The organism is Cryobacterium sp. TMT2-14, from assembly GCF_004402465.1.
GTDB lineage: Bacteria > Actinomycetota > Actinomycetes > Actinomycetales > Microbacteriaceae > Cryobacterium > Cryobacterium sandaracinum.
The window spans coordinates 21,851-35,790 of sequence record NZ_SOFV01000017.1 but is presented as its reverse complement, the minus strand read 5'-3'; the positions used below and the strand labels follow the sequence as shown (position 1 = coordinate 35,790).

General features: G+C 70.3%; 12 protein-coding genes. 9 read left to right on the top strand and 3 right to left on the bottom strand.

Annotated features, from left to right (window positions below; genetic code table 11):
• Positions 1-26 precede the first annotated feature (26 nt).
• Positions 27-341 (bottom strand): hypothetical protein, encoded by a 315-nt coding sequence (locus E3O28_RS06670; RefSeq protein ID WP_174721883.1) that lies wholly within the window; start codon positions 339-341, stop codon positions 27-29.
• A gap of 244 nt (positions 342-585) precedes the next feature.
• A complete protein-coding gene (locus E3O28_RS16275; RefSeq protein ID WP_166784757.1) occupies positions 586-2,757 on the bottom strand; it encodes a hypothetical protein in 2,172 nt (723 codons plus the stop codon).
• A 219-nt stretch (positions 2,758-2,976) separates the two neighbouring features.
• On the opposite strand from E3O28_RS16275, the gene E3O28_RS06660 reads away from it, so the two are divergent.
• The 5 genes from E3O28_RS06660 (at position 2,977) to E3O28_RS06640 (ending at position 8,599) form a co-directional block, all read left to right on the top strand.
• Entirely contained in the window at positions 2,977-4,215 is a 1,239-nt protein-coding gene (locus tag E3O28_RS06660) for an alanine racemase (RefSeq protein WP_134415459.1), read from the top strand.
• Positions 4,212-5,525: a D-arabinono-1,4-lactone oxidase gene (locus E3O28_RS06655; RefSeq protein WP_134415458.1), complete on the top strand. Its 1,314-nt coding sequence runs from the start codon at positions 4,212-4,214 to the stop codon at positions 5,523-5,525. Before E3O28_RS06660 ends, E3O28_RS06655 begins: the two co-directional genes overlap by 4 nt.
• Positions 5,522-6,979 carry a family 1 glycosylhydrolase gene (locus E3O28_RS06650; protein WP_134342312.1) on the top strand — a complete coding sequence of 486 codons (1,458 nt, stop codon included), beginning with the start codon at positions 5,522-5,524 and terminating at the stop codon, positions 6,977-6,979. The genes E3O28_RS06655 and E3O28_RS06650 overlap by 4 nt, the downstream gene beginning before the upstream one ends.
• Before the next feature lie 153 nt (positions 6,980-7,132).
• Positions 7,133-7,699 (top strand): LemA family protein, encoded by a 567-nt coding sequence (locus E3O28_RS06645; RefSeq protein WP_104100842.1) that lies wholly within the window; start codon positions 7,133-7,135, stop codon positions 7,697-7,699.
• A 12-nt stretch (positions 7,700-7,711) separates the two neighbouring features.
• Positions 7,712-8,599, top strand: a complete 888-nt coding sequence (locus tag E3O28_RS06640; protein ID WP_134415457.1) for a M48 family metallopeptidase — start codon at positions 7,712-7,714, stop codon at positions 8,597-8,599.
• Between the two features lie 16 nt (positions 8,600-8,615).
• Here E3O28_RS06640 and E3O28_RS06635 read toward each other — a convergent pair whose 3' ends face one another.
• Positions 8,616-9,815, bottom strand: a complete 1,200-nt coding sequence (locus E3O28_RS06635; RefSeq protein ID WP_134415456.1) for a crosslink repair DNA glycosylase YcaQ family protein — start codon at positions 9,813-9,815, stop codon at positions 8,616-8,618.
• Between the two features lie 160 nt (positions 9,816-9,975).
• Between E3O28_RS06635 and E3O28_RS06630 the strand changes: the two genes are divergently transcribed.
• Genes E3O28_RS06630 through E3O28_RS06615 form a run of 4 tightly spaced genes read left to right on the top strand, consistent with a single transcriptional unit; the run spans position 9,976 to position 13,880 of the window.
• Positions 9,976-11,109, top strand: coding sequence for an ABC transporter substrate-binding protein (locus E3O28_RS06630; RefSeq protein WP_241973038.1), 1,134 nt, complete (start codon positions 9,976-9,978; stop codon positions 11,107-11,109).
• The gene (locus tag E3O28_RS06625; RefSeq protein WP_241973044.1) at positions 11,099-11,959 is read left to right on the top strand and encodes an ABC transporter permease subunit; all 861 of its coding nucleotides are present in this window, start codon (positions 11,099-11,101) and stop codon (positions 11,957-11,959) included. The genes E3O28_RS06630 and E3O28_RS06625 overlap by 11 nt, the downstream gene beginning before the upstream one ends.
• The gene (locus E3O28_RS06620) at positions 11,956-12,783 is read left to right on the top strand and encodes an ABC transporter permease subunit (protein WP_134374582.1); all 828 of its coding nucleotides are present in this window, start codon (positions 11,956-11,958) and stop codon (positions 12,781-12,783) included. The genes E3O28_RS06625 and E3O28_RS06620 overlap by 4 nt, the downstream gene beginning before the upstream one ends.
• The gene (locus E3O28_RS06615; RefSeq protein WP_134415455.1) at positions 12,780-13,880 is read left to right on the top strand and encodes an ABC transporter ATP-binding protein; all 1,101 of its coding nucleotides are present in this window, start codon (positions 12,780-12,782) and stop codon (positions 13,878-13,880) included. The genes E3O28_RS06620 and E3O28_RS06615 overlap by 4 nt, the downstream gene beginning before the upstream one ends.
• Positions 13,881-13,940 lie beyond the last annotated feature (60 nt).

Below are 13,940 nucleotides of genomic sequence, written 5' to 3'. Positions count from 1 at the left end.
CGATAGCGTGCGCCGCGGACGCGCCGTTACGCGCTGATGCTGTGGCGGCTCGTCGTTCGGGTGCCGCCGACCATGGTGTGCAGGGAGTCCACCAGCGGCAGCAGCCGCTGGTCGTGGGTGACCAGCACCGTGGCGGTGTCGTGCTCGACGGTGAGCCGCGCGGGCCGTTTGCCGGCCTGGCCCAGGAGACCCACGGCATCCGGCAGCAGGTTCGACTGCTGGAAGACGATGCCGAGCCGATCCCAGCGCAGCTGCGTTTTTTCGGCCAGGGACAGCAGGGTCGCATCGATTTCGCCCATGTACACGGACCCGCTGTCGGGCGTGATCAGGGTGGATGCCACGGCGAGCAGGCTTGACGTGCCGCTGGATGCTCCAGACCGTGAAGAATGCGCCGAAGACCAGCGCCGAGATGCCGAACAGCATCGCCACCACGAGCAGCAGGCCGCCACACATCTACCCGAAGCTCGGGGTGTCCTCACGCCCGGCAGGCCGGCCTGATCCGTCGGGCCTGACCGGCCGTGTGACCTCTTGGCGGGCCTGACCCCGCGCCCTCTCGGCGGAATCATCGGGGGGGGGGGGCGAGGCTCAGACTCGGGCGGGCGTGACGAACCGCTGCCAGGCCCAGGCCCCGATGCTGAGGGCGGCGAACAGGGTGCCTGCCACCCACCACAGGCTGAGGCTGCCACCTTCGTGCCAGAGTTCCACCGCCGGGGACAGCACTCCGAACATGATCGTGAAGGCGAGCACGGTCAGGCACGCCCAGATCGGCGGTGACCAGGCGAGGATGCTCCGTCCGCTGGTGCGTCCGATCGGGATCAGCACCAGCGCTGCCGAACCGATCGCGGCCAGTACCACACTGTTGATGATCTCGGCCGCCAGCGCGCTGAGGAAGCCGTCCGCGGCCGGCAGCAGGCCCAGCGTCAGCCAGCCGACCACGGCCAGCCCGATCAGGCTGCCGGCCCGAACGGCGGCGAGTGGGCCGCGCCTCGGCGTCAGTACCTCGGGGGCCACGGTGACGCTGCCGAGCAGCCCGAAGACCAGCGCCGGGTGAACGTCGAAAGCCCGGGAGGCCAACGCGGTCAGGGCGACCAGCAGCAGGTAGCGGGGCAGGAAAGTCACGGATGCTTTCGTCCGCCACATGCGGGAGCTCCACCAGAGCGGAACGAGCGCTCCGACCGCGTTGACGATGAGGAGGGCCAGCGCCACGGCGAGGAGCAGCCGCAGGTAGGCAGGCTGGCTGGTGACCGGCCCGGACAGCATGACGAGGGTGGCCGCGGCCAGCACGGCGGCGCCGGCCACCAGCCACCGGTTCAGAGGTAGTTCGGGAACGGTCTCGAATTCCTCGCGGGACCGGTTGCGGCCCGCGATCGGCATGCTCTGCCAGAGCGGGTGGCCGTCCGTGGCCCGGAACACGGTCCCGGCGAGGAGGCGCGCGGGGATGCAGAGCAGCAGGAGGGCACCGAGCGCCAGCAACGCCGCCTGGAACCAGGAGAGGTCGGGGGTCGACCACGGCGGCAGCACTGCCGTGGCGAACCGGGTGGGGTCGTTCCAGCCGCCCGGCAGCGGTGTGGCCAGGGCCACGGCCGGACGGTCTGCCTGCGGTGCCGGCGAGGCCGGGGCTGCAGAACCGGGCGGGGCTTCCGCCGGTGCCGACTCCTCGGCCGGCGGCGGGGCGGCGGGGGCGTCGGCGGACGGGGCGGTCGCCTCGGGGCCGGTCGAGCCGGAAGGGGAAGGGGTGGGGACGCCGTAGAGCACGTCCACCCCGGGGCTGCCCGGGCCGAGGTTGCCGGCCAGGTCGAGTTGCACCGCGATCACCCGGAAGGTACCGGCAGCGACTCCGCCCGCCGAGCAACTCCACGACCCGGATGCGACGACGGCGCTGCAGACCGAATATGACCCGGCGAAGACGGTCACGGTCGCACCCTCTTCTCCGGTGCCCGTGTACCCGGCGTCGGTGAGCGGCAGCTGGGCGCCGCTCGCCGGCGTGGTCAGCGTGGGCGGCGCCGGACGGTCGAGGTCGAAGACGAGGTCGACCGGTGCGCTCGAATTGGACCATGAGGGATTGCTGTAGCTCGTCTGCTGGCTGGCCGAGACCTCGGCCTGCCCGCCGGCGAGGCCGTCGGCGAACGTGCACGACCAGTTGCCGGAGGAGTCGGCGGTGGCCGTGCAGCGCGGGCCGCCGCTCACCGTGATGACGACGGAGGCCCCCGGATAGCCGGTGCCGCGCACCGTGCCGTTGGTCAGGCTCCCACCGGTGGAACCGCCCGTCACCCGGGGGGCGGACAACACGGCGATCGTGTGCTCGTCGGTCAGGTCGGCGGCTCCGGTGACGACGACGCGAAGCGGCACGGATGGCCCGCTCGGCAGGGAAACCGCGGCGCAACTCCACTGGCCGGCGCCGTCGACCACGGCGAAGCAGAGCGGGTCCTGACCGTCGACGGGGGAGAGCAACCGGATCTCCCGGCCGGCTTCGCCCGTGCCGGAGACGGTGGTGGTTCCGCTACCCACGAAACTGCCCGGCGGTGGGCTGACGATGGCCGGCGCGTTCGTCGGCGCCGCCTTGGCGTCCCGCTCGCTTGTGGGAGCCGGTGTGGGAGCCGGCGTGGCTGCGGCAGTCGGTTCGGCGAACGCCGCGCCCGGCACGCCGAGGAGAGACAGGCCGACCAGGGCGACGAACAGAGGCAGGGTGCCGGGCGTCCACCGTCGGCGACGGCGCCCGGGCGTTCCGCCCGAACCGGCCATACGTGTCCCGTACATGATTCCCCCTGTGACCATTTCACGGGCCAGCGCCGGGAAAGTCAACGTGCGACACGCAATTTGACGGCGACGGCACCCATTCGTGATCGGCGGGGGCCATAGGGCATACTGGCGTCGGAACATCCACGCTACTGCTTCCCCGCGCAAGAGCACGGGGCGGCTGTGGCTGGGTCACCGCGCCGGGTATCCTCAATCCCGGCTACTGAAGGCGGTGCGCCGATGCTCGACCTCTCCCACCGCCTTACGGGCCGGCCGTGGCAGACCCCGGGGCTGTTCTGGCCCGAGCTCACGGCCGCGGCGGCGCACCTGGACGCCCCCGTCGCCGCCCTCCACCTGGGTGCCTTGCGCCATAACGCGCACGACCTGCTGGACTGCGCGGCCGGCACCTCCCTCCGGGTCGCGTCGAAGTCGATTCGGGTGCGTGGCGTGCTTGAGGCCATCCTGGCCGTGCCCGGCTATCGGGGTGTGCTGGCCTACATCCTGGCGGAGGCGCTCTGGCTGGCTGAGACGGTGACGGATGTCGTCGTCGGCTACCCCACGGCCGACCGGTCCGCGATCCGGAAGTCGGGCCGCTCGCCCGAGCTGGCCAGGGCGGTCACCCTGATGGTCGACTCGATCGCGCACCTCGACGTCATCGACGCCGTGCTTCCGCCCGGCAGCCGGACCCCGATCCGGGTCTGCCTCGAACTCGACGCGGCCTGGGACGCCCCCGTGCTCGGCCATCTGGGCGTCTGGCGTTCACCCGTGCACACACCCGGCGAGGCCCGCCGGGTCGCCGCGGACATCGTCGCCCACCCCGGCTTCGTCCTCGTCGGCGTGATGTCCTATGAGGCGCAGGTGGCTGGGATCGGCGACAGGCCGGCCGGGAAACCGCTCCGGGGCCTGGTCACCCGCTGGGTGCGGCGCCGGTCCGTTGGCGAGCTCAGGGAGCGGCGCAGCGCGGCCGTCGCCGCGGTGCGCGAGGTCGCGCGCCTCGAGTTCGTGAACGGGGGCGGAACCGGCTCGGTCGAGAGCACGCGCGCCGACGCATCCGTCACCGACATTGCCGTCGGCAGCGGCTTCTTCGGCGGCCACCTCTTCGACAATTTCACGAGCTTTCGGCCCGCGCCTGCGGCCGCGGTCGCGGTCGCCCTCACGGTGGTGCGGAAGCCCAGCCCCGACACGGCCGTACTGCTCGGCGGCGGCTGGATCGCGTCCGGCGTGCCCGGGGCCGACCGGCTGCCCCGCGTGGTCTGGCCGGAGGGCCTCAGTCTGGCGCCGCGGGAGATGGCCGGTGAGGTGCAGGCGCCGCTCACCGGTGTCGGTGCGGCCCGGCTCCGCGTCGGTGACCGCGTCTGGGCGCGGCACACCAAGTCGGGGGAGCTGAGCGAGCACGTGAACGAGTTCGCGCTGGTCGAGAATGGGAAGGTGGTCGATATCCTGCCGACCTACCGGGGTGAGGGGAAGGCCTTTCTGTGAGTGCGAGCGGAGCGGTGTGGCGCAACTGGGCCCGGAACCAGGCGGTGACCCCGGTGCGCGTGGAGCGGCCGTCGAGCGTCGCCGCCGTGCAGCGCGCCGTGGTGGCGGCCGGGGCGGTGGGCCTTCGGGTCAAGGCCGTGGGCTCCGGGCACAGCTTCTCGGGCATCGCGCTCGCGCCCGGGGTCCAGCTTGACCTGTTTGACCTCGCCGGGCTGATCGGTGTGGACACCGTGGCCGGGCAGGTCACTCTGGCCGCGGGCACCCGACTGTTCGAACTGCCCCGGCTGCTGCGGCCCTACGGTCTGGCCCTGCCGAACCTGGGCGACGTGGACCGGCAGACGATCTCCGGCGCCACGTCCACCGGGACCCACGGCACGGGCGGCCGGTACGGCGGCCTGGCCACCCAGATCGTGGCGCTGACCCTGGTGGTCGGTGACGGCACCCTGCTGCGCGTGAGCGCCACGGAGAACCCGGAGCTGCTGCCCGCGACCCGGCTCGGTCTCGGTGCGCTCGGAATCGTGGTGGACGTGACCCTGCAGTGCGTGCCCGCGTTCCTGCTGCACGCGGTGGAGGCGGCCGAGCCGCTCGAGGAGGTCCTGGAGCACTACCTCGACCGGTCCGACCACAGCGATCACTACGAGTTCTTCTGGTTCCCGCACACCGAGACCGCCCTGACCAAGACCAACACCCGGCTGCCCCTGGAGTCCGGCCGGTCGCCGCTCGGCAAGGTCGCCCGCTTCGTCGACGACGAATTGCTCGCGAACGGGGTCTACCGCGGCATTTGCGCCCTGGGCGCCGTGGCGCCGGCGACAGTCCCCGGATTCAACCGACTCGCCGCCCGCCTGACCGGCAGACGCGAATTCACGGATGTCTCCCACCGCGTGTTCCTGACGAACCGCACGGTGCGTTTTCAAGAAATGGAATATGCCCTGCCGCGCGCCCTGGTACCGGCCGCGGTGCGGGAAGTGCGGGCGCTGATCGAGGCGCGGGGTTGGCGCATCTCGTTCCCGATCGAGGTGCGCTCGGCCGCCGCCGACGACGTCTGGCTGTCCACCGCAGCGGGCCGGGAGACCGGCTACATCGCCGTGCACCGTTACTACCGGGAGGATCCGGCTGCGTATTTCCAGGCGGTCGAGGCCATTATGCGCGCGCACGGCGGGCGTCCGCACTGGGGCAAGACGCACGACCGGCTTGCGGCGTCCCTCCGCACCGACTATCCGCACTTCGACGACTTCCTCTCGGTGCGTGACAGGCTTGACCCGGAGCGCCGCTTCAGCAACAGCTATCTGGAAAGAGTCCTGGGTCGATGAGCAACAGCAACACCCCCGCCGCCCGTGCTTGGGAACACCGTGCGGGGGAGCTGGGAGACCGGCTGCCCGACGGCTTCACCGTGGGCGTGGCAACGTCCGCTTTCCAGATCGAGGGTGGCGCCAGGCAGGGCGGTCGCGGCGAATCGAGTTGGGACACGTTCACGGCCACCGCCGGGCGCATCCGTGACGGCTCCAACGCATCCGTTTCGACCGATCACTTCAATCGGCTCGAGGAGGACGTCACGCTGCTCCGCGAACTGGGCGTCGACGTCTATCGGTTCTCCCTGGCCTGGTCCCGGCTGCAGCCCGATGGCCGCGGCTCGCTCAGCCGGGCCGGCCTGGCCTTCTACGACCGGCTGCTCGACGGGCTTCTGGTCGCGGGGATCAGCCCGATGGCGACCCTGTTCCACTGGGACACCCCGTTGCGGTTGCGCGGCGGCTGGCTGAACCGAGACACCGCGATGCGGTTCGGCGACTACGCCCACCAGGTCGGCGAGGTGTTCGGGGACCGGATCGACTCCTGGCTGACCCTGAACGACCCCGCGACGGTGACCCTCAACGGCTACGCCCTCGGCACGGATGCCCCGGGGGAGGCCCGGCTTTTCGGTGCCCTGCCGGCGGCGCACCATCAGCTGCTTGCTCACGGACTCGCTGTGCAGGGGCTGCGCGCCGCCGATGTGCGCGGCCGGATCGGGATTTCCAACGTGCACTCGCCCGTGCAATCCGCCAGCGGCCGCGAAGCCGACGAGGTCGCCGCCGCGCTCTTCGACGTGCTGCACAATCGCGTCTACGCCGACGCGGTGCTGCTCGGCCGCTACCCGGAACCGCCGGAGCCCTACCAGGTGCCGATGCGGATGCTGCTGGAAACCGACCCGGACGACCTCCGCACCATCCACCAGCCGCTCGACTTCTACGGGCTGGGCTACTCCCAGCCGAGCCGGATCAAGGCCGGCGCCGCTGCCCCGAAGACCCCGAACGGGCCGCCGCCCAGCGGGCCGCCGGAAAAGGTCGTGGCCTTTCCCTTCCACGTCACCCCGTTTCGCGAGTTCCCGGTGACCAACGCCGGCACGGCCATCGCGCCCGAATACCTCGGTGTGGCTCTCGGCGAACTGCGCGACCGCTACGCGGAGAACCTGCCGCCCGTCTGCATCACGGCCGGGGGAGCGAGCTTCCCCGACGTCGCCGACACGTGGGGTGCCGTGCACGATCCGGCGCGGATCGACTACCTGGCCGAGCACATCACGGCGGCGCTCGCCGCGGTGGCCCCCGGCGGGATCGCCGACGGGGTCACCCTGCAGGGCTACCTGGTCTGGTCCCTGCTGGACAGCTTCGAATGGACGGCCGGCTACACCCAACGGTTCGGCCTCGTGCACGTCGACTTCCAGAGCGGCACCTGCACCCGCACCCCCAAGTCTTCCTACCGCTGGCTGCAGACGGTGCTCTCCGCCCGCTGACGGTCGCGTGGGGCCGGTCGTCGCCGCGTTACTTGGAGTGTGTCGGGAAGCGCATGTGAGCCTCAGGGCGCGCGGTTATGATAATTCGTGCGTCGTAAAAAACGCCGCCGCGGCCTGCTTGCCCGCCCCGCCTCACCTCAAGGAGAAGCTGCCATGGAATGGCTCATCCCGGTCCTCATCGTTGTTGCACTCGTCGTCATCATTGGGATTTACCTCTGGGCCACGTACAACTCTCTCGTCACCCTCAAAGTGCGCGTGGACGAGGCATGGAGTGATATCACCGTTCAGTTGAAGCGCCGGGCCGACCTGATCCCGAACCTGATCGAGACGGTCAAGGGCTACGCGGCACACGAGCGGGCCGTTTTCGAGAACGTCACGAAGGCACGGGCCGAGTCGCTCAACGCGCAGGGTCCGGCCGAGGCCGCCGCCGCCGAGAACCACATGCAGACCGCGCTGCGCAGCATCTTCGCCGTAGCGGAGGCGTACCCGCAGCTGCAAGCCAGCCAGAACTACCTGCAGTTGCAGGGCGAGCTTGTCGACACGGAGGACAAAATCCAGGCCTCACGCCGGTTCTATAACGGCGGCGTTCGGGAACTGAACACGAAGATCCAGGTCTTCCCCAACAACCTCATCGCCCGCAACCTCGGGTTCACCCAGCGAGACTTTTTCGAGGTGTCCGACTCCGCCGCCATCGCGGAGCCGCCTCGCGTTCAGTTCTAGCGGACGGCTTCCATGTACAGCGCAATTGCGCGCAACAAGCGCAACACCGTCTTCATCATCATCCTGTTCATCGCCATCATCGCGGGTCTCGGCTGGCTCGCCAACGCGGTCTATAGCACGCCCGGTGACTACAGCATCCTGATCTTCACGGTCGTCTTCGCCACGGGGTATGCCGTGGTGCAGTACTTCGTGGCCGGTCGCCAGGCGATCGCGATGAGCGGCGGCATCCGCATCACCAGTCAATCGGAGAATCCGAGGCTCTGGAACATCGTCGAGAACCTCTCGATCACCACCGGCACGCCGATGCCCGCGATCTATGTCATCAACGACCCGGCGCCGAACGCCTTCGCCACCGGGCGCGACCCGGAACACGCGATCGTCGCGGCCACCACCGGCCTGCTGGAGATCATGACCGACTCCGAGCTCGAGGGCGTCATGGCGCACGAGCTCGGCCACGTGCGCAACTACGACATCCGCCTGTCGATGGTCGTGTTCGGCCTCGTCGTCGCCGTCGGCTTCATCTCGGACATCTTCCTTCGAATGGCGTTCTTCGGCCGGAACAGCAAAAACAATGGCAGCCCCGTCATCATGGTGGTCGGTCTCGTCGCCGTGCTCGTGGCGCCCCTGATCGCCACGATCGTGCAGCTTGCGGTGTCGAGGCAGCGCGAATACCTGGCGGATGCGACGGCCGCCCTGACCACGCGGCATCCGGGTGCCCTGGCCAGCGCACTCGGCAAGCTCGAGGCCTTCGGGCGCCCGATGAAGAAGCAGAATACCTCGATGGCCCACCTCTGGATCGCCGACCCGCTCAAGCCCGGCGTGATGGACAAGCTCTTCGCCACGCACCCGCCGATCGCCGAGCGCGTCGAGCGCCTGCACACGATGGGCCGCAAGTTCTGACCTGCTTCGACGGCCGCTAACGCAGCTCGGCGGCCAACGCCTCGGCGAGATTGCCGCGCCGTTCCACCTCGATCTGTGGCAGGCCCTGCCAGGCGGCGGCCTCCTTGAGAACAGATGAGAGACGCCCGGCCGTGTCCGACGGCGCGCCCGGCTCCACCCAGGCCGCGCGCACCCGCAGCACCTGCGCCTGCCGGTCGTTCTTCAAGTCGACCCGGCCCACGATCGTGTCTCCGAGCAGCACGGGCAGGCAGTAGTACCCGAACACCCGCTTCGGTTCGGGCGTGTAGATCTCGATCCGGTAGTGGAACCCGAACAGGCGCAACGCGCGCGCCCGTTCCCAGACGACCGGGTCGAACGGCGACAGCAGGGTCGCGGCATCCACCCGGCGCGGGAGCCGCGCGTCGCGGTGCAACCAGGCGCCCCCCGATGCGCCGCCCGCACCCCAGCCCGGCACCTCGACCGGGATGAGCTCGCCGGCATCCTCGAGGTCGTGGATGGCCGCCAGGGTCGCCGGGCCGCGCAACCGGAAGTAGTCGGCGAAGTCCTTCCCCGTGCCGATTCCGTGCGCTCGCGCCGAGCGACTCACCAGCTCGCGGTGCGCGTCGTCCCGGCCGATCGTGCGCTCCCGCAACTCCCGCGGGAACACCTGCTCCGGCAGCCCGTAGACCCGCTCGAACCGTTCCCGGCCCGAGATCGCCACGTCGCCCCAGCGGAACAGGGTCTCCAACCCGGTCTTCACGTCCGACCAGCCCCACCACGGGCCGCGGCGGCGGTTCGCGTCGTGCTCGATGGCGCTCGCGCGCAGGGGACCGTTGGCGGCAAGCTCGGCGAGCAGCCAGTCGAGCATCGGCCGGTTGCCCTGAGCCCACGCCTCGGTTGCCGACCGGGTCCGGAATTCGCGCATCCGCCAGCCGAAGAGCGGCCAGGCGTCGCGCGGCAGGAACGATGCCTCGTGCGCCCAGTACTCGGTGAACCGGGATTCGCGGCCCGAGGTCAGCCGGTCCAGCTGCGCCTTGTCGTAGGCGCCGAGTCGGCTGAACGCCGGCATATAGTGGCTGCGCTCGAACACGTTCACGGAGTCGATCTGCAGCAGCCCGAGCCGGTTCACCAGGGCATCCAGTTGACGGATGCCCGGCGTCACTGACGGCGGGCGGCCGAAGCCCTGCGCGCCGAGCGCGATCCGGCGGGCAAGGGCTGGGGAGATCGTCTGCACCACTCTCCGACCCTAGTGGCACGCTTCAGACGGCATTCACCCGATGTTCAGCGGCGCACCCCCTCACGGTCGACGGCTGCTCCTAGCCTCGCTTTTACCGGCTACCCGGCTCCACACGTCCGCGTTCTCGCGCGGCGGCCGACACCGGTCCGACGGAGGAAACTTGTTCACCACCCGCATCCTGGCCGCCCTGGCCACGGCCACCGCCCTCGCCCTGAGCCTGTCCGCCTGCTCCGGTGCCGCGGATGCCGGTCCCGGCACCACGGGGGTCGATGCCGCCTCCGCGACCAGCCTCTCCGCCTTCGGCGACCTGGCCGCCCTCGAGGACGCGGCCCGGGCCGAAGGCGCCCTGAACGTGATCGCCCTGCCGCGGGACTGGGCCAACTACGGCGCCGTGCTCGACGCATTTTCCGAGAAGTACCCGGAGATCACCATCACCGAGGCCTCGCCGGACGCGTCCAGCGCCGAGGAGATCCTGGCCGCGGACAACCTCGCCGGGCAGGACACCGCCCCCGACGTATTCGACCTGGGCCTCGCGGTGGCGCTGTCCAGCACCGATCGCTTCGCGCCCTACCAGGTGGCGGCATGGGCCGAAATCCCGGATGCGCTCAAGGAGACCTCCGGGCTGTACACGGGCGACTACGGCGGCTACCTGGCGATCGGCTACGACCCCGACGCCGTTCCCGCGCCGACCGAGCTGCGTGACCTGCTCGGCGCCGAGTACACGGGCAAGGTCGCGATCAACGGCGACCCGACACAGGCCGGGGCTGCGTTCGCCGCCGTCGGGCTGGCCACCGTGCAGAGCGGGAGCGATGTGAGTGACTTCCAGGCCGGCATCGACTTCTTCGACGAGCTCAACCAGGCCGGCAACTTCGTCAAGATCGACCCGACTTCGGCGACCATCGCGTCGGGTGAGACCCCGGTGGTCTTCGACTGGGACTACCTCAACGTGGGCTACGGCACGAGTCTGGCGGGCGAGCGCAACTGGGAGGTCGTCGTCTTTCCGGGAACCGGGTACGCCGGCTACTACAACCAGGCCGTGAACAAGGATGCCCCGAACCCGGCCGCAGCCAGGCTCTGGCAGGAATTCCTCTACAGCGACGAGGGCCAGAACCTCTGGCTCGCCGGTGGCGCCCGCCCCGTGCGCGCCGAGGCGATGGCGGCGGCCGGCACCATCGACGCCGCGCTCTTCGCCGCACTCCCTGCGGCCCCGGCCGAGACGGTCGTCCCCTCCGAGGCGGAGAGCGCCGCGGGAGCCGCGCTCCTCGGCGCGAAGTGGGCCGCAGCTGTCCGGTAGCCGGCGCGGCACGGCGGCAGCCTTCGGGCTGTTGCCGTTCGCGGCATATGTGGTGCTCTTCCTGCTTGTGCCTACCCTGATCGCAGTCGGAAGCGGCTTCGTCGACGAGTCCGGGGTGTTCACGCTCGACACTGTGGCCGCGCTGGGCAACCCGGTCGTGAGAGACGCCTTCGCCGCGTCATTCGGACTGTCGGCACTCACCGCCGTTGTGGGTGCGATCGTCGGTGCCCTTGCCTGCTACGGCTTGCTCGGCGCGCGCGAGAACGGCCCCCTCCGCGCCGTCGTGGACTCCCTCAGCGGCGTGCTCGCCCAGTTCGGCGGCGTCATGCTGGCCTTCGCGTTCGTGGCGACCATCGGCATCCAGGGTCTGGTCACCGTGATCCTGCGCGACACCTTCGGCGTCGACATCTTCGCCGACGGGGTATGGCTCTACGAACTCCCCGGCCTCGTGCTGCCCTACATCTACTTTCAAGTTCCCCTGATGATCATCACCTTCCTGCCCGCGCTGCAGGCACTCAACCCGCACTGGGCCGAGGCCAACGCAACCCTCGGCGGCAACCGGGCCACCTACTGGTGCCGGATCGCGTTCCCGGTGCTGGCGCCCTCGTTTCTCGGCAGCCTGCTGCTGCTCTTCGCCAACGCGTTCTCCTCCTATGCGACCGCCGCCGCGCTCACCAGCCAGGGATCGCAGATCGTTCCGCTGCAGATCCGCTCGGCCCTGACCAGTGAAACCCTGCTCGGCCGGGAGAATCTCGCCGGGGCGTTGGCGCTCGGCATGATCCTGGTGATGTTCGTCGTCATGTCCGGCTACTCGGTGTTGCAGGCACGGGCGGCCCGGTGGCAGCGATGAAGGCGGTGGCGCACACCCCCACCCGGCTGGCGCGCGGCCTCATCCTCGGCAGCATCGGCCTCCTCTTCGCCGTCCCCATCGTCGCCATGGTGGAGTTCACCCTGCGCCGCGGCCTCGCCGGCGGCCACGACCTCTCCCGCTGGACGGCCCTGTTCCAGGGTGGCTTCGCCGGCCCGTACCGTTCGGTTCTCGTCGCGCTCGGGAACTCGGTCGGGCTGGCCGTGGGCACCGTCTCGATCGTTCTCCTGCTGCTGGTGCCGACCCTGCTCCTGGTGCACCTGCGGTTTCCGCGCCTGCGCCGCGTGATGGAGTTCGTCTGCATCCTGCCCATCAGCATCCCGGCCATCGTCCTCGTGGTCGGCCTGGCCCCGGTGTACTCGGTGCTCGCCCGCCTGCTTGGCAGCGGCGTGTGGACCCTCGCGTTCGCCTACGGCATCACGGTGCTCCCGTTCGCCTACCGGGCCATCCAGACGAACCTCGACGGCGTCGACGTGTGCACGCTCAGTGAGGCGGCCCGCACGCTCGGCGCGGGCTGGGTGAGCGTGCTCGTGCGGGTACTGATCCCGAACCTGCGCCGCGGCATCCTCGCCGGCGCGTTCATCTCGATCGCAGTCGTGCTCGGCGAATTCACGATCGCCTCCCTGCTCAACCGCATCACCCTGCAGACCGCGCTCGTTGTCGTGAGCAAGGCCGACCCCTATACGGCCGTCATCCTGTCTCTGCTCGCACTCACTTTCGCATTTCTGCTCTTGCTCGTCATCGGGCGTCTCGGCACGGTTCGCGCCGGCAGCCGGCGACGGCCCACCACCGGAGGTCAGCTATGAACCAGAACCAGCTTCGGACCCAGAATCAGAACCGAGACCGTTCGGTGGCGATCGCTCCGGCGGGAGCCTCGGTGCGCTTCGCGGGCGTGGTGAAGGACTTCACCGGCCACCGTGCCCTGGCCGGCTTCGATCTCACCCTGCACGCGGGCGAGTTCGTCGCCCTGCTCGGCCCGAGCGGTAGTGGCAAGACCACCGCGCTGCGGGTATTGGCCGGGCTCGAATCCACGGATGCCGGAAGCATCCTGATCGACGGAGCCGACGTGTCGACACTGCCGACGAGCCGGCGCGACCTGGGCATGGTGTTCCAGTCCTACTCGCTGTTCCCGCACCTCAGCGCGGGCGAGAACGTCGAGTTCGGCCTGCGCATGCGGAAGGTCCGCGGCGAGGAACGGCGCGCCCGAGCGGCCGCGGCCCTCGCCCTGGTCGGGCTCGACGCCCACTACGATCGCTTCGCGCACCAGCTCTCCGGCGGTCAGCAGCAACGGGTGGCGCTGGCGCGCGCCCTCGTCACCGAGCCCCGGGTTCTCCTGCTCGACGAGCCGTTGTCGGCCCTTGACGCCCAGGTTCGGGTGGTGCTGCGCGAGGAGATCCGGCGCATCCAGACCGAACTGGGCATCACGACCCTGTTTGTCACGCACGACCAGGACGAGGCGCTCGCCGTGGCCGACCGCGTCGCCGTGATGCGGGCGGGTTCCATCGAGCAGGTCGGAGCACCGGAAGAGCTCTACACCCGGCCGGCCTCGTCGTTCATCGCGGACTTTGTGGGGCTCAGCAATCGACTGGTCGGCGTGGTGCGCCACGGGTTCGCGCGGGTTCACGGTGCCTCTCTGCCGCTACTCGACCCCTCGCAGGCGGATGGCGCTGTGTCCGTCTCCGTGCGGCCGGAAGACCTCGAATTCGGCGCTGCGGGGGCACCAGGGGTCGTGCTCTCGTCGAGTTTCCACGGCTCGCTCCGGCGCACGAGGGTGCGCCTGGACGACGGCGCGTCGCTCGTCGTGCAGCACGGCGCGCGGCTGCATCCGTCGGCCGGGGACCGGGTCCTGGTGCGGTTCACGGGCGCGCCCGTCTTGGTCGACCCGCTCCCCTCTCCGGCGTAGTGACCGGTCCGGGGCCTGAGGCAGCGAGCACCTTTGGCCCATACCGGAGACGGCACGTGT